The sequence below is a fragment of the Gluconacetobacter diazotrophicus PA1 5 genome (assembly GCF_000067045.1).
Classification (GTDB): Bacteria; Pseudomonadota; Alphaproteobacteria; order Acetobacterales; family Acetobacteraceae; genus Gluconacetobacter; species Gluconacetobacter diazotrophicus.
Genome location: NC_010125.1, coordinates 157,858 through 183,727, shown reverse-complemented (window position 1 = coordinate 183,727; position 25,870 = coordinate 157,858). Strand labels below are relative to the sequence as shown.

The following is a 25,870-nucleotide window of genomic DNA, read 5'->3' as shown; positions in this document are numbered from 1 at the left end:
GAACAAATCAGAAGTTTTTTGGCTCTTTTTTTCAAAAAAGAACCACCCGCTCCCGCAGCGTCTCGACAAAGCGCGGCACCAGCGGCCCCGATGCGCCCGCCAGCGTCGCGATGGCCAGCGAGGCCAGCGGCGCGGTGCCGCGAATGGCGTGGTAGGTGACGCCGCCGGCGTGGATCTGGCGCAGGCAGTCCGGCACGATCGACACCCCCAGCCCGGCGGCCACCAGCGGCACGGTGGAGGCGATCTGCGGCGCCCCCTGGCCGAACGCGGGCGTGAAGCCCGCCGCCTGGCAGGCCGACAGGATCGCGTCGTAGAAGCCCGGGCCCAGGGCGCGGTCGAAGATGATCAGCGGTTCGCCCGCGATGCGTGCCAGGTCGATCTCCTCCTCCTCTCCCGCCGGGTGGCCGCTGGGCAGGGCGATCACCGTCGGTTCGTCCAGCAGGGGCGTCGTTGCGATGTCGGGCTCGACGACCGGGGGGCGGATGATCGCGATGTCCAGCCGGCGCTGGCGCAGGGCGTCGATCAGCGCGGGGGTGTTGCTGTCCTCCATCGTCAGGACGATGCCGGGCCAGCGGTCGCGAAACAGCCGGATCGCCTGCGGGATCAGTGGCAGCAGGGACACCGCCCCCGCCAGGCCGATGCGCAGCCGCCCCTGCTCGCCCCGCGCGATGCCGCCGGCATCGGTGCGGAACTGCGCGTCCATCGCCAGGATGGTCCGCGCCTGGTCGATCAGGCAGGCCCCGGCCTCGGTCAGGCGGACGCCGCGGCTCAGACGCTCGAACAGCGTCACGCCCAGTTCCTGTTCAAGCTGGCGGATCTGCTGGCTGAGCGGCGGCTGCTCCATGTGCAGGCTTTCGGCCGCGCGGGTGAAGCCGCCCCGTTCGGCGACCGCCACGAAATAGCGCAGATGACGCAGGTCCATATCCATATATCCTGTATATGGAATCGACACATACCATATATTTGACGTTGGCATAAGGCAGGATCACCATGGCCGGACGATGCAAGGAGCCATGTGATGACCTATACCGTTGGACGCTATCTCGCGGATCGGCTGGCCCAGATCGGGCTGAAGCACCATTTCGCGGTGGCCGGCGACTACAACCTGGTGCTGCTGGACCAGCTTCTGCTCAACACCGACATGCAGCAGATCTATTGCAGCAACGAGCTGAATTGCGGGTTCAGCGCCGAGGGCTATGCCCGCGCCAACGGGGCCGCCGCCGCGATCGTGACCTTCAGCGTCGGCGCCCTGTCGGCCTTCAACGCGCTGGGCGGCGCCTATGCCGAAAACCTGCCCGTGATCCTGATTTCCGGCGCACCGAACGCGAACGACCACGGGACCGGTCACATCCTGCATCACACGCTGGGCACCACCGATTACGGCTATCAGCTTGAGATGGCGCGGCATATCACCTGCGCCGCCGAATCCATCGTGGCGGCCGAGGACGCGCCCGCCAAGATCGACCACGTGATCCGCACCGCCCTGCGCGAGAAGAAGCCCGCCTATCTGGAAATCGCCTGCAACGTCGCGGGGGCGCCCTGCGTGCGTCCGGGCGGGATCGACGCGCTGCTGAGCCCGCCGGCCCCGGACGAGGCCAGCCTGAAGGCGGCGGTGGATGCGGCGCTTGCCTTCATCGAACAGCGCGGCAGCGTGACGATGCTGGTCGGCAGCCGCATCCGCGCGGCGGGCGCGCAGGCCCAGGCCGTGGCCCTGGCCGACGCGCTGGGCTGCGCCGTCACCACCATGGCCGCCGCCAAGAGCTTCTTCCCCGAAGACCATCCCGGCTATCGCGGCCATTACTGGGGCGAGGTCAGCAGCCCGGGCGCGCAGCAGGCGGTCGAAGGCGCGGACGGCGTGATCTGCCTGGCGCCGGTCTTCAACGACTACGCGACCGTCGGCTGGTCGGCCTGGCCCAAGGGCGACAATGTGATGCTGGTGGAACGCCACGCGGTCACGGTGGGCGGCGTTGCCTATGCGGGCATCGACATGCGCGACTTCCTGACCCGGCTGGCCGCGCATACCGTGCGGCGCGACGCCACCGCCCGGGGCGGCGCCTACGTGACGCCGCAGACGCCAGCCGCAGCCCCGACCGCGCCGCTGAACAATGCCGAAATGGCCCGCCAGATCGGCGCCCTGCTGACGCCACGGACCACCCTGACCGCCGAAACCGGCGATTCCTGGTTCAACGCCGTGCGCATGAAGCTGCCGCACGGCGCGCGGGTGGAACTGGAAATGCAGTGGGGGCATATCGGCTGGTCGGTTCCCGCCGCGTTCGGCAATGCCCTGGCCGCCCCCGAGCGGCAGCATGTACTGATGGTGGGCGACGGGTCGTTCCAGCTGACGGCGCAGGAAGTCGCGCAGATGATCCGCCACGACCTGCCGGTGATCATCTTCCTGATCAACAATCATGGCTACACGATCGAAGTCATGATTCATGACGGCCCGTACAACAACGTCAAGAACTGGGATTATGCGGGCCTGATGGAGGTCTTCAACGCCGGCGAGGGCAACGGGCTGGGCCTGCGCGCCCGCACCGGGGGGGAACTGGCCGCCGCCATCGAGCAGGCGCGCGCCAACCGCAACGGCCCGACGCTGATCGAATGCACGCTGGACCGCGACGACTGCACGCAGGAGCTGGTCACGTGGGGCAAGCGCGTGGCCGCCGCCAACGCCCGCCCGCCGCGCGCGGGCTGACCGGCGGGCCGCCCCGCCGGCCCGTCAGGGCGGCGCGGTGACCGGCGGGGGTGCCGAGGGCGGACGGCTCGGCTTTTTCGGCACCTCGCTGGATGGCGGGGTCGCGCCGGGCGGGGCCGCATGTTCGGGGGGCGGTCCGGGCTTTTCGGGATGGACGCATTGCGTCGGCGTCATTTCGCTGGCGCAGAGCATGGAATGCGTGCTGCCCATGCGTTCGGGCGGGACGGCGGCGTGGGGATTGGCCGCGGGCGGTATCCTGGGCGGCTGGGTGCCCTGGGCCAGCGAGAGGCCCGGGCCGGCCAGCGCCGCGCAGCAGACGATCGCGGCCAGTCGAACGGCGCTTTTCATGACGGTCCCCCCGGGCGCAGGCGTGCTTCGCCTGGAACGACCGGATGATACGGGAGTTGCACGGCCCGCGCGGGGGAACCGCCGGCGCGGGCGGGGCGTTCGGCCGGCATAAAGGCATAACGGGCGCGTCGCCATGGCGGACAGACCATCCTGGACGGGCTATCTGAAGGTCTCGCTGGTCACCTGTCCCGTGACCATGATGCCGGCGACGACCGGCAGCGAGACGGTTCGTTTCCACACCATCAACCGGCGGACTGGCCACCGCGTCGTCAGCCGCTATGTCGATGCGCAGAGCGGCGCGCCCGTGGCGGACGATGAGCAGGTGCTGGGCTATCCGCGCGACGACGACCATTATGTGCTGCTGGAGGACGAGGAGCTGGAATCCGTCGCCCTGGACAGCACTCGTACGATCGACATCGAAAGTTTCGTGCCGGCGGGCAGCATCGGCTGGGTCTGGTATGACGCGCCGCATTTCCTGATGCCGGACGATACCATCGGCGTGGAGGCCTTCGCCGTCATCCGGGCCGCGATGGAGGCGGCCGGGATGGTCGGCATCGCGCGCCTGGTGCTGTACCGGCGCGAACGCGCGGTGCTGCTGGAACCGCGCGGCAAGGGGATCGTGCTGTGGACCCTGCATGACGGAAACGCGGTCCGCAATGGCGGCCACCCCGCCGCACGGACCCGGCCGGCGTCCGAGGCCGAGTCCGCCGACAGCCCGGAAATGAAGCTGCTGACGGCATTGATCGACCGGCAGACGCAGCCCTGGGACCCGGAGATGGTCCGCGACCCGGTGCAGGAACGGCTGCTGGACATCATCGCGGCCAGGCAGAAGGGCCGGAAGCGGGCGCCGGCCCGCGAGGCCGCGAAACCGAAGACCGGCAATGTGGTCAGTATCCTGGATGCGTTGCGGGCCAGCCTGGCGCAGGATGGAACCTCCTGACGGAGCGGCCCTTAACGGAGCGGCCGGGCCGCGTCACGGATCTCCGCCCATGGGTCCGCGACCGCCAATCGGGCGCCGATCGTCCCGATGGTGAAGTGCGCGGGTCCGATATCCGGCCCCAGTTCGTTCCAGGCCAGCGGCATCGCGACCGGCGCGCCGGGACGGGCGCGGGGGGAATAGGGCGCGACGGCCGTCGCGCCGCGCTGGTTGCGCAGGTAATCGACCAGGATACGGCCCTGGCGCCTGGATTTGGTGATGGTGGCGACATAACGCTGCGGACTGTCCGACACCATCGCCTGGGCCATGGACCGGGTGAAGGCCTTGACCACCGCCCAGTCGGCCCCGGGTTTCAGCGGCGCCACGACATGCAGCCCCTTGCCGCCGGTCGTCTTGACGAAGGACGCGAGGCCGGACCGTTCCAGCCGCGCGCGGATTTCCCGCGCCGCCTCGATCACCATGGACCAGGGCACGCCGTCGCCGGGATCGAGGTCCATCACGATCATGTCGGGCTGGGACCACGCCTGGACGGACGCGCCCCAGGGATGGATTTCCAGCGCGGCGGCCTGCACCAGGTCGATCAGCCCGTCGCGGTCGTGCAGGCCGATCAGCGGCGTGCCGGCCTCGCCCTCCGGGTCCTGCAACGGCACCAGGTGGCCGCCGGCGCCCTTCCATAAATTCTTCTGGAAGAAGCGCGGCCCCGCGATGCCGTTGGGGCAGCGCAGCAGCGCCAGCGCGCGGTCGGTGATGAAGGGCGCCATTCGCGGCCAGATCGCGGCGTAATAATCGGCCAGGTCCTGCTTGGTCACGCCGGCATCCGGCCAGTAGGACCGGTCGGGATGGGTCAGGGTGCGGGCCGGGCGGGCAGGCGCGGGTTCCGGGGAAACCGGTTTGACCGGTTTGGATGAAGGGCCGGAGGATACGGGGTCGGGCGCTTCGACCTCGCGGACGATGTCGGCCGCCGGCTTGTCCTCGCGCTGGCCCAGGAACGCCGCGTGGCGCAGATGGCCGTCGGCGGTCCAGGCGCGGAATTCCACTTCCGCCACGCAATCGGGGCGGACATAGCGCACCCCCTTTCGCTCGCGGGCCGTCAGGGCAGCGGCGAAAGGACTGTCGGGGACATCAAGCGGTTGCAGGCGCCGGAACAGGTCCGCCGCCGTCGCGGCGGTGAAGCCGGTCCCGACCCGGCCGACATGGACCAGCCTGCCGTTTTCCTGGACCCCGAGGACCAGCGAGCCGACCGCCCCCCGGTTGGCGGTCGAGGGCACATAGCCGCCGATCACGAATTCCTGCCGCGCCACGCATTTCGATTTCACCCAGTCCCGGCCCCGTCCCGACCGGTAGGGCGCGTCCCGCTGCTTGGAGACGATTCCCTCCAGGCCCAGGCGGCAGGCATGGCGCAGCACCTGCCCCCCGGCCTCGTCGAAATGGCCGCTGAAGCGCAGCCGCGCCGCATCGTCCGGCACCAGGTCGTGCAGCGCGCCCTTGCGCGCCTCCAGCGTCGCGTCGCGCAGGTCGTAGCCGTCCAGATGCAACAGATCGAAGACGTAGAAGATGAAGCGGTCGGTGCGGCCGGCGCTGAGATCGGCCTGGAGAGCGGAAAAATCCGAGGTCCCGCCTGCGGTTTCCACCACCAGTTCGCCGTCGATCAGCGCTGCCCGCACCGGCAGGGACGCCAGCGCGGCACTGATCTGGTCGCCGAACCGGGCGGTCCAGTCCAGGCCCGTGCGGGTCAGCAGCACGACCCGTCCGGCTTCGATCCGCGCCAGCAGGCGGTAGCCGTCGAACTTGACCTCGTGCAGCCATTGCGGGCCGGTGGGGGCCGCGCGCACCAGCGTGGCCAGTTCGGGCTCGACGAAGGATGGCAACGGGCCGGGCTTCGCCCCCGCGCAGGGTGCGGCGCCTGTCGCGGCCGCGTCCGCCTGCGGCGCGTCCTTCGGTATCGCGGCTTTCTTCGTCACGGCTTTTTGGGCCGCCGCCTTCCCGACCTTGTCCTTCCCTGGCGCACCGGCCGCGATGTCGTCCATCGCACGGCCGGTCTTTACGGATTCCGGCCGCTCTTCGAGGATATCGGCATCGTTCTTCGACCGTGCATCGGAATCGGCGGCCTTGATCAGCAGCCAGTTCTCATGCGTTCCCTCGCGGTGTCCGTCCATCCGCACCAGGTTCCAGCGTCCGTGAAGCTTTTCGCCCCGCAGTTCGAAATCGAGATGCCCCTTGGCGAGGCCCCGGACCGGATCGTGCAGCGGCGTCCACGTGCCCTTGTCCCAGAGCATGACCGTGCCGCCGCCATACTGCCCCTTCGGGATCGTGCCCTCGAACGTGCCGTAATCCAGCGGGTGGTCCTCGACCTGCACGGCCAGGCGCTTGTCGCCCGGGTTCAGGCTGGGGCCGCGCGTCACCGCCCAGCTCTTCAGCACGCCATCCATTTCCAGCCGCAGGTCGTAATGCAGGCGGCGTGCCGCATGTTTCTGGATGACGAACAGATGGCCCGCGCCGGTATCCGGCTTTTCCGCCGCCTCGGCACCCTCGGGTTCGGGCGTCGCCTCGAAGTCGCGCTTGTTGCGATAGGTGTCCAGCGCCATGGCTCAACCCGCCTTGCGATGCGGTGCCGCCGCCCTGCCGCGCGCGGTGCCCCGGCGGTGGGCCGGGGTAGGGGGCATCTGGCCCGCGCTTTCGCGCAGGGCCTGCATCAGCGTGATCGCCGGGGCGGCGGGTTTCGCGGGTGGGGGCGGCAGGGCCCGGCCTTCGATCCTGGCCTGGACCAGGGCCGTCACGGCGGCCTCGTACCGGTCCTCGAACGCGGCCGGATCGAACCGCCCCTGGCGGGAGCGGATGATATGCCGGGCCAGGTCCAGCATGTCGGGCGTGGGCGTGAAGTCGGGAATGGACTCGAACGCCGCCTGCACCGGGCGCACCTCGTAGTTGAAATGCAGGGTGGAGGCGACCAGCCCCGCGCCGTCGGCCCGGATCACGAGGGTGCGCATGCGGCGGAACAGCACGGTGCGCGCCAGCGCCCCGACCTGCCGCGCCTGGATGGCGTCGCGGATCAGGGGATAGGCGCCCGCCGCCGGTCCGGTACCGGGGGCAAGGTAGTAGGTCCGGTCCAGATAAAGGTCGTCGATGTCGCGGCATCGCAGGAAGGCCGACACCGACAGGGTCTTGTCGCTGTCGGGGATCGCGGCGGCGATGTCCTCCGGCGTCAGGATCACCTCCTCGCCGCTGTCGGTCTCGTATCCCTTGACCTGGTCGTCGCGCTCGACCACGCGGCCGGTGTCCTCGTCGATATAATCCCGGCGCACCCGGTGGCCGGTAGCGCGGTTGATGATGTGGAAATGGATGCGCTCCGACGTCGAGACGGCGGTGTACAGCGCGACCGGGCACTGCAATGCGCCGATCCGCAGCATGCCCCGCCAGTTCGTCCGCGCGGTCATCCTTGCCGGTGCGGTCATCCTGTCTCTCCGCCGCTCTTTCCGCCTTTGTCCGGCCGTCAACGCGCCGGGCGGGCCGGCGTTGCCGTCTACGCCCGTGGGGCGTCCTGCGTCGCGGCGATGCGCCGGGCGGCGGCCAGGTCCTCGGGCGTGTTGACGTTGAAGAACGGGTCGAAGGGCTGGTCCGGGAAAGTGACCTCCCGCATGCCGATCGTCTCGGCAAAGGCCCGCACGCCGAAGGCCGCGCGCGGCGCGCCCGCCGGGGTGGCGGCCAGCCGGGCGCGCAGCGCCGCGCGCGCCGCCACCGGCCACAGCGCCACCAGGTGGTGGCGCCGCCCGCCCGACAGCGCGACCGCCGGCGCGGGCGCCAGCGCCGCCAGCAGGTCGCGCGGCACGAAGGGCGTGTCGCCGGGCACCGTCAGCACCGCGTCGCACCCCAGCCCGGCGGCCCAGTCCATCGCCGCCAGCACGCCGGCCAACGGCCCGGCCCCGCCGTCCGGCACGCCGTCCGCCGTATCGTCCGGCAGCACCGGCAGGCCGAAGGCGGCGAAGCGCGCGGTATCCCCGCGCGTGTTGATGGCCATCGGCACCCCGGCCCCGGCCAGCCGGTCCAGCAGGCGGCCCAGAAGGGTCCGCCCGCCGGCCAGCAGCAGCGGCTTGTCCCCACCGCCCATGCGCGTCGCGGCCCCCCCCGCCAGGATCACGCAAGCATACCGCATCATTTTCCCCTGCCCCGCCCATCTTGTCAGCACCGGGGATTATAGGCACCTGTACGCCCCGACGACACGACCACCAGGGCCATCAGGCACCACAGCAGGGAAGACGGGCGGACAGATGCGGACACCCGCCATCATGGGAATTACCGGGCGCAGCGGCGCGGGCAAGACGACGCTGGTCGTCCGGCTTCTGGCGGCGCTGGGCGCGCGGGGGCTGCGGGTCTCGACCGTCAAGCACGCGCATCATGGGTTCGACATGGACCAGCCGGGCAAGGATTCCCACCGTCATCGCGAGGCCGGAGCGCGGGAGGTCATGGTGGCGTCGGGCACGCGCTGGGCGCTGCTGCATGAATGCGCCGCCCCGGGCGAGCCGGCGCTGCCCGACCTGATCGCGCGCATGGCACCGGTGGACCTGATCCTGGTCGAGGGCTTCCGTGCCGCGCTGCCCGTGGCGATCGAGGTGTATCGGCCCGACGTGGGCAAGGACGCGCTGTGGCCCGCCACCCCGCACATCGCCGCCGTTGCCACCGACGCGGCGGCGCTGCCCCTGCCGCCGGGCCTGGCGCGGCTGGACCTGGCGGATACCGCCGCCATCACCGATTTCATCCTGGCGCGGGCCTGCCCCCTGCCCGCCCCGGCAGGTGCGGCATGAGCGATGCGACCGACCCCGGCTGGTTCCCGCTGGCGCTGCGGCTGCGCGGCGCGCGGGTGGTGGTGGTGGGCGGCGGCGGGATCGCGCTGAACAAGGTCCGGCTGCTGCTGGCCCACGCCGCGCGGATCGACATCCTGGCCCCCCGGCTGGAGGACACGCTGGCCGCCTGGCAGGCCGAAGGGCGGATCACCCACATCGCGGGCGAGGCGACGCCCGACCGGGTGCGTGCGCTGCTGCCCGGCAGCCGCCTGGTCTATGCCGCGACCGACGACCGGGCGGTGAACCGCGCCGTCGCGGCGCAGGCCGATGCGCTGAATATCCCGGTCTGCGCGGTGGACGACCCGGAGCCGTCTTCCTTCATCACGCCCGCGCAGATCCATCGCGGGCCGGTGCGGATCGCGATTTCCACCGGCGGCGCGGCCCCGGTGCTGGCCCGGCGCCTGCGCGAGCGGATCGAGGCCGTGATGCCGGCAGGGCTCGACGCGCTGGCGCGCTTCCTGCAGGCCGAGCGCGCTCATGTCGTGGCTGCCTGCCCCGATATCGGCCGCCGCCGCCGGGTATGGGAGGATTTCCTGGACGGCCCAGGCGGCGAGGCGGCGCAGCGCGGCGAACACGCGGCCGCGCGACAGGTACTGGACCACCTGCTGGCCGGCGCGCAGACCGGGGGCGAGGTCTGGCTGGTCGGCGCCGGGCCGGGGGACCCGGACCTGCTGACCCTGCGGGCGCTGCACCTGATGCAGAACGCGGATTCGGTGCTGTACGACCAGTTGCTGCCGCCCGCGTTGATGGACCGGGTGCGCCGCGATGCCGAGCGGGTGTTCGTGGGCAAGCAGCGCGACCGCCACACCATGCCGCAGGACGACATCAATGCCGAACTGATCCGCCGCGCGCGGGCGGGCGAGCGGGTGCTGCGCCTGAAGGGCGGGGACCCGTTCATCTTCGGTCGCGGCGGCGAGGAGATCGAGGCCCTGATGGCGGCGGGAATTCCGTTCCAGGTCGTGCCGGGCATCACGGCGGCCAGCGGCTGCGCCGCCTATGCCGGCATTCCGCTGACCCACCGGGACTGCGCCCAGTCCTGCCTGTTCGTCACCGGTCACGCCCGCCGCGACGGCACGCTGGACCTGCCGTGGGACAGCATGGCCCGGCCGGGGCAGACCATCGCGATCTATATGGGCGTCACCGCGCTGCCGGACCTGTGCACCATGCTGGTGCGCCACGGCCTGCCGCCCGACTGGCCCGCCGCCGTGGTGGAGCGCGGCACCCGGCCCGACCAGCGCGTGTTGACGGGAACCCTGGCCGACCTGCCGGCGCTGGCGCGCGCCCATGCCGTGGGCAGCCCGGCGCTGGTGCTGGTGGGCCAGGTGGTGCGCCACCGCGTCGTCACGCCGCCGCCCCTGTCCGGTACGTGAAAGGCTGCCTCGCAGGCATCCTACGAGATGTCGGCCATCAGCGAGACGTGGGCGCAGGTGATCTTCCAGCCGGCCTCGGTCCGCAGCCAGGTCTGGCTCTGCCGTCCGATGCGGGTCGCGCCCTCGCGCTGGAATTCCAGGTTCACGGTCGCCATGTCGGTGCCGAACGTGGTGACCACCCGCCGCAGCACCCGCCGCTGCGGCGACCCGCCGGCACGGCCCACGCGGAAGGCCGCGATCTCGGCAAAGCCATACAGGACCTCGCCCACGCCATAGCGGATCGTCTCCGGCGCATCGCGGAACAGCGCGTCCAGCACCGCCACGTCATTGGCCATCAGCGCGGCCTCGTACCGGTCCGACATGGCGGTCACTTCCGCCACGATGGCCGGATCGTCGATCTTGAGCATCGCGGACCTCCTGAACCCTGCCGGGCAGCCTACCGCGACGATCGGTTTTCGCAACCGGGACGCGCCGGCGGCACCCCGCCGGGACCGCGCAGTTTCACCGTGGCGGCGGACGTGCCGGCCCGCTAGATTGGTTCGGCGACCATCGCTGATGGAGGGGCGGGTCCCCGCAGACAGGCCGCTCCCTTACAGTGAAGGCCTTCGCATGAACCTGGTCATGCGAGGGTTGTACCGAAATTTCGCACCGTGATACCCGGAAAGCATCCATGCAGGCTGGCCTATTGACCCTCTATTGCCTGGCGATCGGCACGCTCGTCATCGGATGCGGCGCGACGCTGTGGGAGCTTCACGAACAGCCCGGCCGGCGCGTCCCGCTCCTCTGCTGGGCGGCGGCCTATGCATGTTATGCGATCGGGTGCGTCATCACCCTCCTGCGGCCGGACCTGCCCGGTGTTTCCGGATGGGCCGTCAGCAACGTGCTGTTCACGGCAGGCTATGCCCTGGTCCTGAACGGGGTCGGGCAACTCGATCATCGGCGATACGTCGCGACTTCGATCACCCTGCTCGTCGCCGTGTCCCTCGTGTGGATCATCGGCGGCCCCGCGATATGCCGGATCATGTGGGATTATGGCGCCGCGTTCCCCATCGCCCTGATGTGCGGCCTCACGGCCTGGCATATCCAGTATCGGTCCGGCATCCAGGCCCCGCGTTCGCGGCCGGTGGTCGCGGCGATCGCGTGGGGACACGGGGTGTTCTATCTGTTCCGCGGCGCCGTCATGCCCCTTATGGTCCTTTGGAAGGGACAGCATGCTTCCTCGGTTTTTGCCGAGGTCACGATGTACGAGGGCGTTCTGTATTCCGTTGCGATGCCGGTCGCGCTGCTGTCCGTGGTCAGGGAGGAGAGCCGCCTCGCCATGCTGAAAATCGCACAGACGGACTTCCTGACGAATATCGGAAACCGCCATTTTTTCTATCAGGCCGGCCAGAAATGCCTGTCCGGCCAGACGGTCGGCCAGCCGGTTTCCCTGCTGATCTTCGACATAGACCATTTCAAGTCCATCAATGACATCCACGGTCACGCAATGGGCGACGCCGTGCTGAAGCTCTTCGCCCGTGCCATGGGCGAGGAGGTGGGCCAGGAGGCGATCATGGGCCGCCTGGGCGGCGAGGAGTTCGCGATGCTGCTGCCGGGAAGCGACAGGGCCACGGCGCGTGCGGCAGGCCAGAATATCGCACGGCGCTTCACCGCCCTCGCGGCTCAGGACTTCCGGCCGCCCCTGCACGTGACGGTGAGCGTCGGCCTGACGGAGGTCCGGACCAGCCGGATGACGCTGGACGACCTTCTGGCCGCGGCAGACGGCGCCCTGTACCAGGCGAAGACCCTCGGTCGAAACCGCATCGAATTCGCCAGCGCGGCCGCCTTCCACCCAGCGGCGTAGCGCAACCCGGGCCGCATCGATGTTTCAGCGCGCGGCGAGGCTTCGCTTCAGGCGGGTGATGGCGGCGGGCAGGGCGCGGACCTTCAGCACGCGGCCGGTCTCGTCATGGTCTTCGGACAGGACGCGGGCGCTTTCATAGATTTCGCCGATCAGGCCCTGTTTCGCGTAGGGCAGCACCAGGGTGTCCTCCACCATCTCGGCCTCGAAGAACGCGATCAGGGTGTCGCGCAATGCGCTGACGTCCCCGGGCGCGTGGGCGGAAAGCATGATGGCGTCGGGGTGCTTGTCCCGCAGCGCGGCGCGGGCGGCGGGGTCCAGCCGGTCCATCTTGTTCAGGACCAGGCGGGACGGCACGGCGTCGGCCCCGATTTCCCGCAGCACGCCGCGCGTCACCTCCAGTTGGGACTCGTAGGTCGGGTCCGACGCATCGACCACGAACAGCAGCAGCGAGGCCTCCAGCGCCTCGGCCAGGGTGGAGCGGAACGAGGCCACCAAATCGTGCGGCAATTGCTTGATGAAGCCGACCGTGTCGGAAACCAGGATGCGGGGGCGGGTTTCGGGCTGCAGGATGCGGACGGTGGTGTCCAGGGTGGCGAACAGCTTGTCCTCGACCAGCACCTGGCTGCCGGTCAGCGCCCGCATCAGGGAGGATTTGCCCGCATTGGTGTAGCCGACCAGCGCCACCCTAAGCTGGTCGCGGCGGGCGGACCGGCGCTGGTCGCCGTCGCGCTGCACCGCGTCAAGCTGGGTCTTCAGTTCCGCCAGCCGGTCGCGGATCTTGCGGCGGTCGAGCGCCAGGGTGCTTTCGCCGGCACCCGGACCCTGCTGCCGGCCGCCGCCGCCCGAGGATTCGCGCAGGCGGGGGGCCACGTATTTCAGGCGCGCCATCTCCACCTGCAGCCGTGCCTCGCGGGTGTTGGCGTGGCGGTGGAAGATCTCGACGATGACGCCGGTGCGGTCCAGCACCTGGGCGCCGGTGGCGCGTTCCAGGTTGCGGATCTGGCTGGGCGAGAGCTCATGGTCGACAATGACGAATTCGGGCCTGCGGGCGGCGTCCGGGTCGGGCTCGGGCGGCGCGGCGCCCTCGGCCGCGCCTTCGAACCGCTGCCGGGCCTTGGATTTCGGGGGCGGGGCCATCGAGGTCACGACACCGGTGCCGCCGGTCAGCGCGGCCAGTTCCGCCAGCTTGCCGCTGCCCAGCAGCAATGCGGCGCCGGTGCCTTCGCGCTTCTGCGACACGGTGCCGACGACCGCATAGCCCAGCGTCTTCACCAGGCGCCCCAGTTCGGCTAGGCTGGCCTCGTGCGCGATATCATCGACGTCCGGCGTCTGGATGCCGACGAGGACGGCGAGCGGAATCGGGGGTTTGGTCTCCATGGATGGTGACATAGCACGGATACGGCCCGCTGTTCGGTTGCAAGCCGGCCGCGAAACGCCGATCCTCGGGCCCATGTGGACCGAACCGTACCTGGAAACCTGCTGCCGGTCGGCGCTGCACCGGCTGATCCTGAGCGGCACCGCCGGGCGGCCGGCGGGACTGAAGGACCAGCCCTGCCTGGAGCGGCTGGACCGGATGGGACTGGCGGCGCGGGACGCGGCCGGGCGCTACCACGCCACCGGCGAAGGCGTGGCCCGGCACGATGCCGAGATCCTGAACCCGCCATGATGCGGCACGACGACCTGTGGCAGGCGCTGGACAACCTGGCCGCCGAGCGCGGGCTGACACCGTCGGGCCTGGCGCGGGCGGCGGGGCTGGACAGCACCAGCTTCAACCCGTCCAAGCGCGTGACGCCGGCCGGCCGGCCGCGCTGGCCGGGGACCGAGAGCCTGGCCCGGGTGCTGGACGCGACCGGCCTGACCCTGGAATCGTTCGGCCGGCTGATGGCCGGCCAGGCGCTGCCGCGCGCGTCCCGCGCCGCCGGCCGGTCGCGCCTGCGCCTGTCGGCGCTGTCGCACCTGGAACAGGGCGGCATGTTCGACGCGGCGGGCCTGCCGGTCGGGCGGCATTGGGAGTCGTGGGACGTGCCCGGGCTGGGCGACGCCGAGCTGTATGCCGTCATGGTCGATACCGATGCGTTCGAGCCGGTCTTTCGCGCCGGGGCGTTCCTGGTCGTCTCGTCCGCCGCCGCGATCCGCCGGCAGGATCGGGTGATCCTGCACCGGGCGGACGCCACCCTGTGCGCCGTGGTGCTGGACCCCCGCCCGGGCGCGTACGATCCCGGGCCGCTGCTGGGCGGAATCGGCGCGCGGGACGGCATGGAGATCGAAACCGGGCCCACCGACCACCTGCACCGGATCATGATGGCGTTCCTGTGAAGGTCTTCCCCTTCCCCGAACGGATCGATCCCACCAACGAGGAAAGCCGAGACGATGTTCGACGCCCTGATGATCGAAAAAGCCGCCGACGGCACGCAATCGGTCCATGTCGGCCCGGTGGCCGATGACCGGCTGCCCGAAGGCGACGTGACGGTCCGCGTCGAATGGTCGACGCTGAACTACAAGGACGCGCTGGCCATTACCGGACGGGGCCCCATCGTGCGGCAGTTCCCGATGGTGCCCGGAATCGATTTCGCCGGCACGGTCGAAACGTCCGCCCATCCCGCTATCCGCCCCGGTGACCGTGTGGTGCTGAACGGCTGGGGCGTGGGCGAGAAACAGTGGGGCGGACTGGCCGGGCGCGCCCGCGTGAACGGCGACTGGCTGGTACCGCTGCCCGATGCCTTTACCACGCGGCAGGCGATGGCCATTGGTACCGCGGGCTATACCGCCATGCTGTGCGTGCTGGCGCTGGAACGCCAGGGTGTCGCGCCCGACCATGGCCCCGTGCTGGTAACCGGGGCGGCCGGGGGTGTGGGCAGCGTGGCCGTCCTGCTGCTGGCGCGCCTGGGCTATCGCGTCGCGGCGGTGACCGGCCGCCCGGGCGAACGAGAGTACCTGACCGGCCTGGGCGCCGCCGAGATCCTGCCGCGCGACGCGTTTTCCAGACCGGGACGCCCGCTGGAAAAGGCCCGCTGGGCCGGGGCGGTGGATGTCGCGGGCGGCGTGGTGCTGGCGAATGTCTGCGCCGCCATGCTGCCCGACGGCGTGGTCACCGCATGCGGGCTGGCGGCCGGGATGGATTTCCCCGCGACCGTCGCCCCCTTCATCCTGCGCGGGGTCACGCTGGTCGGCATCGACAGCGTGATGTGCCCCCGCGCGCGGCGCCTGGACGCATGGCGCCGGCTGGCCGACCTGATCGACCCGGCGATTCTGGAGAAGATGGTCACTGAAATTCCGCTGACGGACGCGCCCGCCAGGGCGGCGGCCCTGCTGGACGGCCACGTGCGCGGGCGGATCGTCGTGCGCCTGCCGTGACCCTTCGACCGCCGGGTCAATGATACAATTTGTTTCGATTATATAACTAACGCCGAAACCGCGTCTCTATACTCTCGTTTGCGATGAGCGAGAGAGAAGATGCAAGACCCGTACTGGCATGACGCCTGGGTCGCCGCCCAGCGACATGTCGGCCGGGACGACAGGCTTCTGTTGCCGCGGGGCGACTGGCCCGGCGGGGCCGCCGGCGATATCCGGTGTTACGACGATGCCATCGACCTGGGCGACGCCACGATCTTTTTCCTGCACAAGGCGCGCATGGGCTGCATCGACAGGTCGGCGCTTCGGCAGGTTTTCCGCACGTGGTACATCTTCCACGCCAATGAAGTCTTCATCTGTTTCCGGAAACGTCGTCCGCTCCTGCCCCTGTTCCGGGGCATGGCACATTCGCGCCATGTCGGGGTCCTGACGCGGTATCTCGATTCCGGACGCCGGAAGCGCACGGACCGGACCATGTTCTTCGTCCATCTGCCGAAGACCGCCGGGACGTCGGCCTGGAGGGCGATGGCCGCACACGTGCCGTCCAAGATCTATTACGAGATGTACTCGGCCTTTATCGCCAATCCCCCCGCGGCGGGGGAATACGACCTTGTCGGGGGCCATATCCCGTTGCGGGTGATGGAACCGCGCATCCGTCCCGACGACGTCGTCACGTGCCTGTTCCGCGAACCCGTCAGCCGGTTCAGGTCCGCGTTCCTGCACAGCCGGCGGCCGGACGAGGACCCCGCCACCTTTACCCCGGTCATGCGGGCCATGAGGGACATGCCGTTTCGCGAATTCCTCAAACGCCCCGACGCGCGCATGGAGGTCTCGCAACAATCCCTGATGCTTGGCTTTTCGTTTCGCGAACACTACCAGGAGAGCCTGGACGGCGACATCTTCGATTCCATCAGACAGTATCTGCGCCATCCGCTTCATGTCTTCATGACGTCGGACGCGATCGAACCCTTCGTCAACCGGACCGTGGGACTGCTTCGGTCCCGGCCCGGCATGGTCAAACGCCACAACAGCTCCGACATCGTCCGGCAGCAGGCCGACGTGGCGGAATTCGAGGACTGCCTGGAAGAGGTCAAGGCGCTGGGCGCGCTGGACGCGGCCGTGTACCGGCTGATCCGGGCGCAGCAGGCGCGCGTCCTGCACCCGGCACGCGCGTCCTGAACGGATCGAAGAACGCGGACGGATCTTCCGCGTTACACGCCGGCTTGCAGTCGCGAGGTCGGCATGGATCGGGTCCGTCGTTTCACAGGCAGGGTGTCGGTCGCCTATTTCACGATGGAGATCGCTTTCGATCCGGCGGTTCCGAGTTACAGCGGCGGCCTGGGCATCCTGGCCGGCGATGCCGCCCGGTCGGCCGCCGACCTGGGTCTGCCCATGGTGTTCGTGACACTGGCCTCGCGCGCCGGATATCTGCACCAGGTGGTCGACGCGAAGGGCGTGCAGCACGATCACCCGCAGCCCTGGGACCCGGCCGGAATGGCCGAGCCGCTGTCGGCGATGATCGCCGTCACCATCGACGGGCGCTAGGTCTGGATTCGTCCCTGGCTGTATGTGCTGGAACGGCCTGGCGGCGCGATTCCCATCCTGCTGCTCGACACCCGGCTGGCGGAAAACGACCGCGCGGACCGCCCCATCACGGACCGGCTGTACGGTGGCGACGATGCCTGGCGCCTGTGCCAGGAGATCGTCCTGGGAATCGGCGGCGAGAAGATGCTGACCGCGCTGGGGTTTTCCATCCGGACCTATCATATGAACGAGGGGCACGGCGCCCTGCTGCCCCTCGCCCTGCTGCGCCGGCATTCCCGGCCCCCCAGCCATGTCGCGGGGGACATGTTCCCCTATGACCGGGAACGGGTTCTGGAACGTTGCGTCTTCACTACTCATACGCCGGTGGAAGCCGGGCACGACCAGTTTTCCTACGACCTGGTACGCCGGATGCTGGGCGATTTCGTCGAGATGCCGGTGCTGCAGCAGCTTGCCGGCACGGACAGGCTGAACATGACGCGGCTGGCGCTCAACCTGAGCGGGTATGTCAACGGGGTGGCGGAACGCCATGGCGAGACCACCCAGCGCATGTTCCCCGGCTATGCGATCCGGTCGATCACCAACGGCGTCCATCCCGAAACATGGGTCCATCCGGCGTTCGCCGACCTGTACGACCGGACATGCCCGCGCTGGCGGCACGAACCCGAATTCCTCTGCTCCGTCGATACACTGGACAGGCAGGACTGGTTCACCGCCCACGATGCCGCGAAGGCGGCGTTGCTGGACCGGGTCCGCGACCTGACGGGCCAGTCCCTCGACCCGTCGCTTCCGACCCTGGGCTTCGCCCGGCGCATGACGGCCTACAAGCGCGCGACCCTGATCCTGGACGATCCGCAGCGACTGGCGCGCATCGCGGCGCACCGGCCGTTCCAGATCGTCTTCGCCGGCAAGACCCATCCCCATGACCGGGACGGCAAGCGGCTGATCGCCCGGATCATAGACCGGGCGCGCCTTCTGAAAGGCAAGGTGCCGATCGTCTTTCTTCCGGACTATGATTTTTCGCTGGCCAGGAACCTGGTCGCCGGCGCCGACCTCTGGGTGAATACGCCCCTGCCCCCGATGGAGGCATCGGGAACCAGCGGCATGAAGGCGGCGCTGAACGGCGTTCCCAGCCTGAGCGTGCTGGATGGCTGGTGGGTCGAGGGATGCATGGAAGGCGTTACGGGATGGGCGATCGGCACGCCCGACATGCCCCCGTCAGAGCATGGACACGCCATGCTGGACAAGCTGGAGCACGTGATCCTGCCGCTGTTCCACGATGACCGGGCCGGCTGGGCGCGCGTGATGGCCGGGGCGGTCTCGAAATGCGGGTCGATCTTTACCAGTCACCGCATGATGCGACGCTATGCCAGCGAGGCGTATCTTGATTGCATGCCCGGGCAGGGACAATAGGCGGATCATGCCTGGACGATGCGCAAGATACTCTCGACATTGAAATCGACGCGCTTGTCCAGCATGTCCTTGGACATGAAATCGCGCTTGAAAATAATGATTCCGGTATATCGGTTGGTTATATAATAATATCCGACCGCGGCGATGGAAATATGCAACTGCATGGCATCGATTCCGGGACGGAAGACACCGTCCTTCTCGCCGCGTTTCAGGAGGTTTTCCAGCATGCGCAGGCGGTTCTGGCTGACGCTGCGCAGGACGGCCGAATCCTGCAGATGCACGCCGCAGTGCAGGTTCTCGCTGTTGACGAGGGTGATGAAATCGGGATTCTTCAGGTAATAGTTCCACGTGAACCTGACGAAATGATCCAGCGCCGACCTGGGATCGAGATGGTCGAGATCCAGTTTCTGCTCGGCCTGGTAGAGATCGATATAGGCATCTTCCAGGATCCGGGTGAACAGCGCCTCCTTGTTCCCGAAATAATGATAGATCATCCTTTTTTTGGCTTCGGCTTTCTCCGCGATGATATCGACGCGCGCGCCGGCCAGGCCGCTGGTTGCGAATTCACGCCTGGCCGATGACAGAATGCGCTTCTGGGTTGCTTCGGCGTCTCGCTTGCGGGGACCGGTCGGATCGGCCTGCCCGTCTGGATTGCCCCGCTTTTTCCTGCTTTCCATCAGGCTGTGTCCCGAGGTGTGGTGTAGGAGCACCGTTCCTCGAAGGGTTCGAGGTTATCAGGCGGCCACGGCGGGCAGGCTGATTGTGGGATTATGGCTGATGGCGGCCAGTCCTTCCAGCGTCATGTAACGTCGGCAGACCGCCCACTCGTCGTTCTGTTCGAGCATCAGCGCGCCGACGAGGCGGATAATGGCGGCATCGTTGGGGAAAATGCCGATGACGTCGCAGCGACGCTTGATCTCCCTGTTCACCCGCTCGATCGGGTTCGTCGACGAGATTTGCGTCCAATGCTCCCGAGGAAAGCCCATGTAGGCAAGCACGTCCACTTCCGTCCGCTTCATGAATTCGGCCAGCTTCGGAAAGCCTTCGCGCAGCTTGTCGGTGACGTGCCGCCATTGGCGTGACGCATCCTCGGCGGTTTCCTGCGTGAAGATCGTGCGCAACAGGGCCGAGATGGCAGGCCGCTGCTTTGCATGGGCATGGGCGAGCGCATTGCGGCATCCAGTGCACCCGGCAGCGTTGCAGGGTCGCATTGAACACGCGACCGGCCGCGGCCCGCAGTCCGGCATGCGCGTCGGCCACCACCAACTTCACGCCGCGCAGGCCGCGATCGGCCAGGGAGCGCAGGAAATCCGTCCAGAACGCTTCCGCTTCGGACGGTCCCGTCGCCACGCCGAGCACCTCACGACGGCCGTCCGTATTTACGCCCACGGCGATTATCACGGCAATCGAGACAATCCGGCCACCCTGGCGCAGTTTCAGATAGGTGGCGTCGATCCAGAGATACGGCCATTCGCCCTCGATCGGCCGAGACAGGAAGCTGTTGACCCGTTCGTCGATCTCGCCCACCAGACGACTGACCTGGCTTTGGAGATGCCCCCGGCGCCCATCGCGCGGACGAGATCATCGACCGATCGCGTGGAAATACCCTGGACGTAGGCTTCCTGGATGACCGCCAGCAGTGCCTTTTCCTCCGTTTTCCGCGGCTCCAGGAAGGTCGGGAAATAGCTGCCCTTGTGTAGCTTCGGGATCGCAAGCTCCACAGTGCCCGCCCGGGTGTCCCAGTTCCGAGCGCGGTAGCCGTTGCGTTGGGTCGAGCGGGAGGCCGAACGCGCGCCAAGCGGAGCACCGGTCCGGGCCTCAACCTCCATCTCCATCATCCGATCGGCAGCGAACGCCAGCATCTCACGAACAAAATCGCCATCCGACGCTTGCTCCACAAGCTCCAGCAGCGCCATCTTCTCGTCGGTCATCGTCAGGTCCTTCAGGTTCAGTTCGCACCCGAACCCTATCAAAGACCGGCGATGGCCGCCTCAGCAGCCAGACTCGCTCCTACACCACACCTCGGGACACAGCCCAATCCCAACAGCAAGCGGCCCCTGACCCTGCCCCGAACGTGCCCTCAGTTTTGAGTTAGGGTCTGTGTATTGTTGTATGCCTTGGTGGCGTGTTGAGCGAAAGCCTCTGGCGTCATGCCATTGAGGCTGGTGTGAGGCCTGACGGCGTTGTAGTCGGCCCGCCAGTCCTCGATGACCGTCCGAGCGTGGGCGATGTTACGGAACAGATGCTCATTGAGGCATTCGTCGCGGAACCGGCCGTTGAAGCTCTCGACGAACCCGTTCTGCTGCGGCTTGCCCGGTGCGATATAGTGCCACAGCACCGATCGCTTCTGCTGCCAGGCCAGGATCGCGTTCGATGTCATCTCGGTGCCATTGTCGCTAACGATCATCAGCGGCCAGCCGCGATGCTCGCCGATCCGGTCGAGTTCACGACCGAGGCGTTCGCCTGATAACGAGGTGTCCGCCACCAGCGCCAGACATTCGCGCGTGTAGTCGTCGACCACCGTCAGCACCCGGAAGCGCCGTCCGTTGTTCAATGCATCCGAGACGAAATCCAGGCTCCAGCGCTGGTTCGGCCCGTCGGGCAGCATCATCGGCGAGCGCGTGCCCAGCGCCCGTTTCCGGCCGCCACGCTTGCGGACCGACAGCCCCTCTTCGCGATACAGCCGGAACAGCTTCTTGTGGTTCATCGTCATTCCTTCCCGGCCGAGCAGGATATGCAGTCGCCGGTAGCCAAATCGCCGTCGCTCCCCAGCCAGTTCGCGCAGCCGCCCGCGCGCTGCGGCATCATCCGGGCGGCGTGACGCATAGCGCCAGGTCTTCGGGTCCATGCCGATCAGCCGGCAGGCCCGTCGCTGCGAATACTCTTTCTCCCGGATCGCCCAGGTCACGGCTTCCCGCCGCAAACCGGGCGTCACGAGTTTTTTGCCAGTAGTTCCTTCAGCGTCGAGACGTCCATCACGCTCTCCGCCAGAAGCCGCTTCAGCTTCGCGTTCTCTTCTTCAAGAGCCTTGAGGCGCCGCGCTTCCGACACCTCCATCCCGCCGTATTTCGACCGCCAGGTGTAGAAGGTCGCGTCACTGATCCCGTGCTTGCGGCACAGATCCGCAGCCGTAGCGCCCGCCTGATGCTCTTTCAGGACCCCGATAATCTGGTCCTGCGTAAATCGCGCTTTCTTCATCGTCTGTCTCCAGTGGACAGACCTTACTTCAATGCGAGGGCATTTCAGGGGGCAAGGTCACCGTAGAACTGGACATTTATCGCAATTGGTTGCGGGTTAAGCGGCCCCGCTTTGAACCTGCGAAATTAGGTCATTGATTTTGGTTGGTATTTATTTTCATCCCGCCATGCAGCCAAACAAAAACCCCGCCAACCGATTGGTTTAGCGGGGTTTTTGTATTTTGTATGGTTGCGGGGGCAGGATCGCTTCTCAAGTTGCGGCAATCGCAAGTTGAGAACAAATCGGGATTAATAGCCTGTTTTGATGCGCTTTTTTCTGCATGTGCCTGATCCAAAGATGGTCCCAGAACAACCAGCCTACGGCGGTCGTGCCGTTACCGCCACCCGTCATCCCGCCGCCGGCTCTGACATCCGGGCGACAGCCCCGAGCGTGGTCGCCGTAGTGGCGATTACCGCAGCCGCGCCCGCAATGTTAGATGATCAGCGGGAGAAGGTGACGAGACGCGACCAAGGATTGCATGACGAAGGGGTGACCTGCAAAGGCATCAATCGTTGCGTGACGATGCGAGCCTAACCTAATCGAATTCGGTGACGACGGGTAAATCAAAACAACTCGATTTCAAATGGTTTTCCTGCCTCGTGTCTTTCTCATAAGCGCCCTTAAATCATATAATATTGTTATAATATCGTTATAGGTCTGAGGCGACGATCTCATTTTTTTGGTTTGAAAATCTCCGCCTGTTGCTGCCATGAAAAGTTTTGTATCTAATTCTTTATAACGCTCCTGGTCTTCCTTTTTGAAGAAAAATAAATATCTATCCCTATAGATCATAGATGAATTCAATTTCGAACGCAGTTCATGACCAACAGAATCTAATTTTGACTTTTCCTTCTCATCTTTTGAAGCGTGATCACCCAGCCAATATTCTGTAATTAACGATTCTATATCTGATAAATCTGAATGTACGTCTTTTAATACATCATTTCTGGCCGTTCTTACGTTGAAATAAAACGTATAGCCAAAAGCGCATAGTGCAGCGATAGTGACCCCAGTCACATTGGGTAAACTTGCCCAAGCATAATTCCAGAAGTTATGGGCCGGTGCTTGCGCCGCTTGCAAAAAGACGTTTGCGTCAGGTAAGCAATTTTTAGCGCCAGACAACACGTTCAAACTATCAGGCATTATGCAACTTTGGCGTCATTTATATATTGAAAAATCACATCCTTATACCTTTCATAAGAAGGCTTTCCGGGGTCAATTATCAGATGGCTTTTTAGAAATTTCTTATCTGCAATTCCTTTTCTAACAAGCCCTCCGAAAGCCTCTTCTAAAAATGAAGACCCAAAACTTAACACGTTTTCGAGAGACACGCAGACCACCTGACCATTTTGCTTTGCAGCTTCGATGGCTGGCCGCAGAATCGTTTCCCGAAATCTAGTGCCGTTAAACGCTCCATCCTCATCTTCTCTACCTGACGGATAGGCGGAGAAATTTGCCATTTTAATCATGATCTCATTGCCCATCACTGTGCCTTCCTGCTAGGAAGCGAAAGATGCCATTCGACAAGAGTCCCTTCAAGTTCGATCGGTAACGCGCGTTTTGTGATGCCAGTTCCCTTTCCATACCTGTAAAACCCTGCTCGACTAATGACCATAATATATCCGTCCTCACAGAGATTAATCAGCCCTTGCATCTGAGGCAAGCCTAGACCTCTTTCGGGGTTCTGGGTTTGTGTTCGTCCTGGCTTCATGGAGTAGTTGATGTATTCATGGTCCATGCGCCGGAAATCATCAGAATATTTAAATTCTGGAAGCAAGGGCTTGATGTAGACTTCAACCATTTCTTGGAACCGCCCTTTGTAAGGAAGCGTTCCTGGGATTGAGGCCCCTTGATCATAAATAACAATATTTATTGTATGATTAATTTTATCGGCGCGGGCCGTAATCCACCATTGGTTCACTGTATCGTAAATTGATTTCACGGAGTACTCTTGTGGATATGCGTGCCTTGACACGTTAATCATCGCTTCGCTGACGGCGGTGTTAATATCAGGTATGTATTCTTCGACTATAGACTCATCTTCCGTTAGAAATTTAAGGAGTTCAGACATAGTGTCTGAGCATAAATTTAAATTATCAGCATTTTTTCCGGAAATGGCACGACATATTCTTATATTACTATCAAGTTTATCTTCATATTCTTTTGTTATCTTGTCGTGATGCTTTTGCCCTATAAGATCGAAAAAACCGATTTCATATAACGTTTGGAAAGCCGATTTGGTCCATTGCGTATAGTTGACTGCAGGAGGAACCGAGCCAGTCAAACGTTTTGCTCGATCATACGCCGCCGCTATAACTAAAGCTGGAGCTATGTCGAGCCTTTCGATCGCGCTGAAATCGTAATACGATTTGATTATTGGTTTTTTGTTCTTTCTCCTTTTTATCCAGGTCAATCTATGACGTGGGGTTGTTTTCTTTTTCCCTAATCGATCCCTGATAACTTTCAGAAAAGATAGTGTTTCTTCTATATTTTCTTCGAAATCTATATTCTTGGGGGGAGTTGTTGGCGGAGATTGACATAGAGCGCGTTCCTCAGAAATCCCATCCCAAAGCGTAACGTAAGATGACGATTTAGTGCGCTTGTGGCGGAATACCTGACGAGAATGCATTCCTTTTAACGCTCTATATATTAGAATTTTCCTATATCTTTTGCTGAGCTTTTTCATGTCATCTCGAAATAAATAAGGGATTCTTCTTTTGGCAGAGCCATGCAAGAGTAATATATATTTCTCAGAATTGATAACCTCTATTCTTCATACAACCTTTCCATGTAGCCCCTTTGCTCAATCCATCTGCGGGGATGGAAACGGCCGGGAGCGTGATCGTTTGCCATGTTCTGGCCGACAGTGCGCCAGCTTGCTCCATATGATCCTTGAGAATGTATGGGATGCCGAATAGGGTCGTTTCACCAACCTCAGTATGCCCGATTGCAAGAATCTGATCTGCACACTGTTTAGCTGCGCTCTGAATGGGGAACATTTGCGTATCATTAGTCTTGGGTTGGCTTCGCGAAGCACACGCCGCAAGCACCAGCATGATAAATGATGGCACCGCGAATGGGCGAAGACTTAAGACGAATGACATGCATTTCTCCAGATATTTCGCAATGAATAGGCGGAATGATCACCCACAGAATTACTCGATCTGTCTCTTGGTGACTACCCAGTATCGGGCCAAGAAAGGATTCTGAAACTGCATAGATCGACTTGAAATGAGCATTCGAATCGCGCAACAAAGGAAGGTCGGATTGAGGATGCGTATTCGACCGATAGTCGATAAGAACGGACCATGACGGACGGGGGAAATCTCCCGGCTGCTGTCCGTGGCCCTGCGGCACGAAGCGGAGCAGATCGGGTTGGCAGACGGCCATGGATGGGGCAAATGTGTCTGATCTGCTTCTGTAAACGCTGGAAAGCGACATACGATTTCGATGTCTTCTTTCCCATCCATTCCGAACAATCCAGACCAAATCATCAGAAACTGAAAACTGTCTATCGAAACTGCACTCTAATCCTGATACCACTTAGACCGAGATGGGCCATTAAAGTCTGGAGGTGAGTCACACGGCTGCTCCTTGCCCAAGGTCGTTAGGTTACGAGACGCTCCCCCAACCAGGCATTGAGATCGGCAATCTCCGCACCTATGATCTCATGCGTCATCGGGTAGGCATACCAAGCAACGTCATGCCCCTCGGCACGTAGCCAGTCCCGTGCGAGGCGAGCCGCCGCCAGCGGCACGACCGTGTCGCCCTCACCATGCGCCAGAAAAACCGGCGTTGCCCGGTTGGCCTCCGTTGCCTCCCTTCCCGTTTGCCCGGGCAGCGGCAGATAGCCGGACAGACCGGCGATCCCAGCCAGGGGCGACGAATAGCGCAGCCCGGTCATCAGCGACATCGCACACCCCTGAGAAAACCCGCCAATCACGATGCGCCGGGACGGAATACCGCGCGCGACTTCCTGGTCGATCAGGCTCGCCAGATAGGTCTGGGCATCACGTAGCCCTGGCTCATCTTCCCGCAGAAGCAAATCTGGCGCGAGAAGATCATACCATGCCGGCATGCGCTCACCACCACAGACCGAAACCGGCCGGACGGGCGCGTTGGGAAAAATGAACCGAACCGCGCCGATGGAGCGCAGGTCGAGCGCCTGAGCAATGGACACCAGATCCCGGCCACTCGCCCCCAGGCCGTGAATAAGGATGATCGACGCGACGGGATTTCGCCCGGTTTCGACTTCCAGCGCTTTCAGCGGCTTCATCCTCTGCTCCCCTTTCTCAT

25 protein-coding genes and 1 pseudogene are annotated in these 25,870 nt (G+C 65.1%); 11 read left to right on the top strand and 15 right to left on the bottom strand.

Annotation, left to right across the window (positions count from 1 at the left end; genetic code table 11):
* Window positions 1-31 precede the first annotated feature (31 nt).
* Window positions 32-922, bottom strand: coding sequence for a LysR family transcriptional regulator (locus tag GDI_RS00825; RefSeq protein ID WP_041249233.1), 891 nt, complete (start codon window positions 920-922; stop codon window positions 32-34).
* 96 nt (window positions 923-1,018) lie between these two features.
* Between GDI_RS00825 and GDI_RS00820 the strand changes: the two genes are divergently transcribed.
* A complete protein-coding gene (locus GDI_RS00820; protein WP_012222411.1) occupies window positions 1,019-2,695 on the top strand; it encodes an alpha-keto acid decarboxylase family protein in 1,677 nt (558 codons plus the stop codon).
* 24 nt (window positions 2,696-2,719) lie between these two features.
* Here the strand turns inward: GDI_RS00820 and GDI_RS00815 are convergent, their stop codons facing one another.
* Entirely contained in the window at window positions 2,720-3,043 is a 324-nt protein-coding gene (locus GDI_RS00815; protein ID WP_041249232.1) for a hypothetical protein, read from the bottom strand.
* A 133-nt stretch (window positions 3,044-3,176) separates the two neighbouring features.
* On the opposite strand from GDI_RS00815, the gene ku (GDI_RS00810) reads away from it, so the two are divergent.
* Window positions 3,177-3,983 (top strand): non-homologous end joining protein Ku, encoded by an 807-nt coding sequence (gene ku / locus GDI_RS00810; protein ID WP_012222409.1) that lies wholly within the window; start codon window positions 3,177-3,179, stop codon window positions 3,981-3,983.
* Window positions 3,984-3,994: 11 nt separating this feature from the next.
* On the opposite strand, the gene ligD is transcribed toward ku (GDI_RS00810), so the two are convergent.
* From ligD to GDI_RS00795, 3 genes are all read right to left on the bottom strand, one after another.
* The gene (gene ligD / locus GDI_RS00805; RefSeq protein WP_012222408.1) at window positions 3,995-6,565 is read right to left on the bottom strand and encodes a DNA ligase D; all 2,571 of its coding nucleotides are present in this window, start codon (window positions 6,563-6,565) and stop codon (window positions 3,995-3,997) included.
* Between the two features lie 3 nt (window positions 6,566-6,568).
* A complete protein-coding gene (ku, locus tag GDI_RS00800; RefSeq protein ID WP_012222407.1) occupies window positions 6,569-7,432 on the bottom strand; it encodes a non-homologous end joining protein Ku in 864 nt (287 codons plus the stop codon).
* A 68-nt stretch (window positions 7,433-7,500) separates the two neighbouring features.
* Window positions 7,501-8,133, bottom strand: coding sequence for an NTP transferase domain-containing protein (locus GDI_RS00795; protein ID WP_012222406.1), 633 nt, complete (start codon window positions 8,131-8,133; stop codon window positions 7,501-7,503).
* 112 nt (window positions 8,134-8,245) lie between these two features.
* Between GDI_RS00795 and mobB the strand changes: the two genes are divergently transcribed.
* Together mobB and cysG are read left to right on the top strand one after the other, a co-directional pair.
* On the top strand, window positions 8,246-8,779 hold the full coding sequence (mobB, locus tag GDI_RS00790) for a molybdopterin-guanine dinucleotide biosynthesis protein B (RefSeq protein WP_012222405.1): 534 nt from the start codon (window positions 8,246-8,248) through the stop codon (window positions 8,777-8,779).
* Window positions 8,776-10,188: a siroheme synthase CysG gene (cysG, locus tag GDI_RS00785; protein ID WP_012222404.1), complete on the top strand. Its 1,413-nt coding sequence runs from the start codon at window positions 8,776-8,778 to the stop codon at window positions 10,186-10,188. Before mobB ends, cysG begins: the two co-directional genes overlap by 4 nt.
* 20 nt (window positions 10,189-10,208) lie before the next feature.
* On the opposite strand, the gene hpxZ is transcribed toward cysG, so the two are convergent.
* Entirely contained in the window at window positions 10,209-10,595 is a 387-nt protein-coding gene (hpxZ, locus tag GDI_RS00780; RefSeq protein ID WP_012222403.1) for an oxalurate catabolism protein HpxZ, read from the bottom strand.
* Window positions 10,596-10,858: 263 nt separating this feature from the next.
* Here hpxZ and GDI_RS00775 point away from each other — a divergent pair, with 263 nt between their 5' ends.
* The gene (locus GDI_RS00775; protein WP_012222402.1) at window positions 10,859-12,031 is read left to right on the top strand and encodes a GGDEF domain-containing protein; all 1,173 of its coding nucleotides are present in this window, start codon (window positions 10,859-10,861) and stop codon (window positions 12,029-12,031) included.
* 24 nt (window positions 12,032-12,055) lie between these two features.
* Here the strand turns inward: GDI_RS00775 and hflX are convergent, their stop codons facing one another.
* Window positions 12,056-13,408, bottom strand: a complete 1,353-nt coding sequence (gene hflX, locus GDI_RS00770; protein WP_197535943.1) for a GTPase HflX — start codon at window positions 13,406-13,408, stop codon at window positions 12,056-12,058.
* Window positions 13,409-13,481: 73 nt separating this feature from the next.
* Between hflX and GDI_RS00765 the strand changes: the two genes are divergently transcribed.
* The 6 genes from GDI_RS00765 to glgP all read left to right on the top strand — a co-directional run bounded on the left by GDI_RS00765 (window position 13,482) and on the right by glgP (window position 18,337).
* Complete coding sequence (locus GDI_RS00765) at window positions 13,482-13,697, top strand: hypothetical protein (RefSeq protein WP_012222400.1); 216 nt, start codon at window positions 13,482-13,484, stop codon at window positions 13,695-13,697.
* Complete coding sequence (locus tag GDI_RS00760) at window positions 13,694-14,347, top strand: helix-turn-helix transcriptional regulator (protein WP_012222399.1); 654 nt, start codon at window positions 13,694-13,696, stop codon at window positions 14,345-14,347. The genes GDI_RS00765 and GDI_RS00760 overlap by 4 nt, the downstream gene beginning before the upstream one ends.
* Window positions 14,348-14,401: 54 nt before the next feature.
* Complete coding sequence (gene acuI, locus GDI_RS00755) at window positions 14,402-15,385, top strand: acrylyl-CoA reductase (NADPH) (protein ID WP_012222398.1); 984 nt, start codon at window positions 14,402-14,404, stop codon at window positions 15,383-15,385.
* A gap of 99 nt (window positions 15,386-15,484) precedes the next feature.
* Window positions 15,485-16,561: a hypothetical protein gene (locus GDI_RS00750; RefSeq protein WP_012222397.1), complete on the top strand. Its 1,077-nt coding sequence runs from the start codon at window positions 15,485-15,487 to the stop codon at window positions 16,559-16,561.
* Window positions 16,562-16,624: 63 nt separating this feature from the next.
* A complete protein-coding gene (locus GDI_RS20130; protein ID WP_197535942.1) occupies window positions 16,625-16,927 on the top strand; it encodes a hypothetical protein in 303 nt (100 codons plus the stop codon).
* A gap of 24 nt (window positions 16,928-16,951) precedes the next feature.
* The gene (gene glgP / locus GDI_RS00745) at window positions 16,952-18,337 is read left to right on the top strand and encodes an alpha-glucan family phosphorylase (protein ID WP_197535941.1); all 1,386 of its coding nucleotides are present in this window, start codon (window positions 16,952-16,954) and stop codon (window positions 18,335-18,337) included.
* Between the two features lie 5 nt (window positions 18,338-18,342).
* Here glgP and GDI_RS00740 read toward each other — a convergent pair whose 3' ends face one another.
* The 8 genes and pseudogenes from GDI_RS00740 to GDI_RS00720 all read right to left on the bottom strand — a co-directional run bounded on the left by GDI_RS00740 (window position 18,343) and on the right by GDI_RS00720 (window position 25,850).
* On the bottom strand, window positions 18,343-19,014 hold the full coding sequence (locus GDI_RS00740) for a TetR/AcrR family transcriptional regulator (RefSeq protein ID WP_012222396.1): 672 nt from the start codon (window positions 19,012-19,014) through the stop codon (window positions 18,343-18,345).
* Between the two features lie 57 nt (window positions 19,015-19,071).
* Window positions 19,072-20,268, bottom strand: a pseudogene (locus tag GDI_RS00735) (IS256-like element ISGdi8 family transposase).
* Between the two features lie 149 nt (window positions 20,269-20,417).
* Window positions 20,418-21,535, bottom strand: a protein-coding gene (locus tag GDI_RS00730; RefSeq protein ID WP_157864127.1) for an IS3-like element ISGdi11 family transposase whose coding sequence is annotated in 2 segments (ribosomal slippage) — window positions 20,418-21,283 and window positions 21,283-21,535 — 1,119 coding nt in all. Because the reading frame shifts where the segments join, the coding sequence is not laid out codon by codon here.
* Between the two features lie 618 nt (window positions 21,536-22,153).
* Window positions 22,154-22,717: a hypothetical protein gene (locus tag GDI_RS19570; RefSeq protein ID WP_012222395.1), complete on the bottom strand. Its 564-nt coding sequence runs from the start codon at window positions 22,715-22,717 to the stop codon at window positions 22,154-22,156.
* On the bottom strand, window positions 22,717-23,058 hold the full coding sequence (locus GDI_RS18765; protein ID WP_012222394.1) for an STAS-like domain-containing protein: 342 nt from the start codon (window positions 23,056-23,058) through the stop codon (window positions 22,717-22,719). Before GDI_RS18765 ends, GDI_RS19570 begins: the two co-directional genes overlap by 1 nt.
* Window positions 23,058-24,260 (bottom strand): hypothetical protein, encoded by a 1,203-nt coding sequence (locus tag GDI_RS19565; protein ID WP_012222393.1) that lies wholly within the window; start codon window positions 24,258-24,260, stop codon window positions 23,058-23,060. Before GDI_RS19565 ends, GDI_RS18765 begins: the two co-directional genes overlap by 1 nt.
* A gap of 64 nt (window positions 24,261-24,324) precedes the next feature.
* Entirely contained in the window at window positions 24,325-24,678 is a 354-nt protein-coding gene (locus GDI_RS19560; protein ID WP_157870980.1) for a hypothetical protein, read from the bottom strand.
* A gap of 503 nt (window positions 24,679-25,181) precedes the next feature.
* Window positions 25,182-25,850 carry an alpha/beta hydrolase gene (locus tag GDI_RS00720; protein WP_012222390.1) on the bottom strand — a complete coding sequence of 223 codons (669 nt, stop codon included), beginning with the start codon at window positions 25,848-25,850 and terminating at the stop codon, window positions 25,182-25,184.
* Between the last annotated feature and the right edge of the window lie 20 nt (window positions 25,851-25,870).

What these genes read in the sequence shown, in the direction of transcription:
- GDI_RS18765 (WP_012222394.1), bottom strand. Translation starts at nt 23,058, where the DNA reads ATGGGCAATGAGATCATGATTAAAATGGCAAATTTCTCCGCCTATCCG.
- GDI_RS20130 (WP_197535942.1), top strand. Translation starts at nt 16,625, where the DNA reads ATGGATCGGGTCCGTCGTTTCACAGGCAGGGTGTCGGTCGCCTATTTC.
- acuI (WP_012222398.1), top strand. Translation starts at nt 14,402, where the DNA reads ATGTTCGACGCCCTGATGATCGAAAAAGCCGCCGACGGCACGCAATCG.
- GDI_RS00765 (WP_012222400.1), top strand. Translation starts at nt 13,482, where the DNA reads ATGTGGACCGAACCGTACCTGGAAACCTGCTGCCGGTCGGCGCTGCAC.
- hpxZ (WP_012222403.1), bottom strand. Translation starts at nt 10,595, where the DNA reads ATGCTCAAGATCGACGATCCGGCCATCGTGGCGGAAGTGACCGCCATG.
- GDI_RS00775 (WP_012222402.1), top strand. Translation starts at nt 10,859, where the DNA reads ATGCAGGCTGGCCTATTGACCCTCTATTGCCTGGCGATCGGCACGCTC.
- ku (WP_012222409.1), top strand. Translation starts at nt 3,177, where the DNA reads ATGGCGGACAGACCATCCTGGACGGGCTATCTGAAGGTCTCGCTGGTC.
- hflX (WP_197535943.1), bottom strand. Translation starts at nt 13,408, where the DNA reads ATGGAGACCAAACCCCCGATTCCGCTCGCCGTCCTCGTCGGCATCCAG.
- GDI_RS19565 (WP_012222393.1), bottom strand. Translation starts at nt 24,260, where the DNA reads ATGAAAAAGCTCAGCAAAAGATATAGGAAAATTCTAATATATAGAGCG.
- GDI_RS00750 (WP_012222397.1), top strand. Translation starts at nt 15,485, where the DNA reads ATGCAAGACCCGTACTGGCATGACGCCTGGGTCGCCGCCCAGCGACAT.
- GDI_RS00825 (WP_041249233.1), bottom strand. Translation starts at nt 922, where the DNA reads ATGGACCTGCGTCATCTGCGCTATTTCGTGGCGGTCGCCGAACGGGGC.
- cysG (WP_012222404.1), top strand. Translation starts at nt 8,776, where the DNA reads ATGAGCGATGCGACCGACCCCGGCTGGTTCCCGCTGGCGCTGCGGCTG.
- GDI_RS19560 (WP_157870980.1), bottom strand. Translation starts at nt 24,678, where the DNA reads ATGTCATTCGTCTTAAGTCTTCGCCCATTCGCGGTGCCATCATTTATC.
- GDI_RS00795 (WP_012222406.1), bottom strand. Translation starts at nt 8,133, where the DNA reads ATGATGCGGTATGCTTGCGTGATCCTGGCGGGGGGGGCCGCGACGCGC.
- GDI_RS19570 (WP_012222395.1), bottom strand. Translation starts at nt 22,717, where the DNA reads ATGCCTGATAGTTTGAACGTGTTGTCTGGCGCTAAAAATTGCTTACCT.
- ligD (WP_012222408.1), bottom strand. Translation starts at nt 6,565, where the DNA reads ATGGCGCTGGACACCTATCGCAACAAGCGCGACTTCGAGGCGACGCCC.
- GDI_RS00820 (WP_012222411.1), top strand. Translation starts at nt 1,019, where the DNA reads ATGACCTATACCGTTGGACGCTATCTCGCGGATCGGCTGGCCCAGATC.
- ku (WP_012222407.1), bottom strand. Translation starts at nt 7,432, where the DNA reads ATGACCGCACCGGCAAGGATGACCGCGCGGACGAACTGGCGGGGCATG.
- mobB (WP_012222405.1), top strand. Translation starts at nt 8,246, where the DNA reads ATGCGGACACCCGCCATCATGGGAATTACCGGGCGCAGCGGCGCGGGC.
- GDI_RS00720 (WP_012222390.1), bottom strand. Translation starts at nt 25,850, where the DNA reads ATGAAGCCGCTGAAAGCGCTGGAAGTCGAAACCGGGCGAAATCCCGTC.
- GDI_RS00815 (WP_041249232.1), bottom strand. Translation starts at nt 3,043, where the DNA reads ATGAAAAGCGCCGTTCGACTGGCCGCGATCGTCTGCTGCGCGGCGCTG.
- GDI_RS00740 (WP_012222396.1), bottom strand. Translation starts at nt 19,014, where the DNA reads ATGGAAAGCAGGAAAAAGCGGGGCAATCCAGACGGGCAGGCCGATCCG.
- GDI_RS00760 (WP_012222399.1), top strand. Translation starts at nt 13,694, where the DNA reads ATGATGCGGCACGACGACCTGTGGCAGGCGCTGGACAACCTGGCCGCC.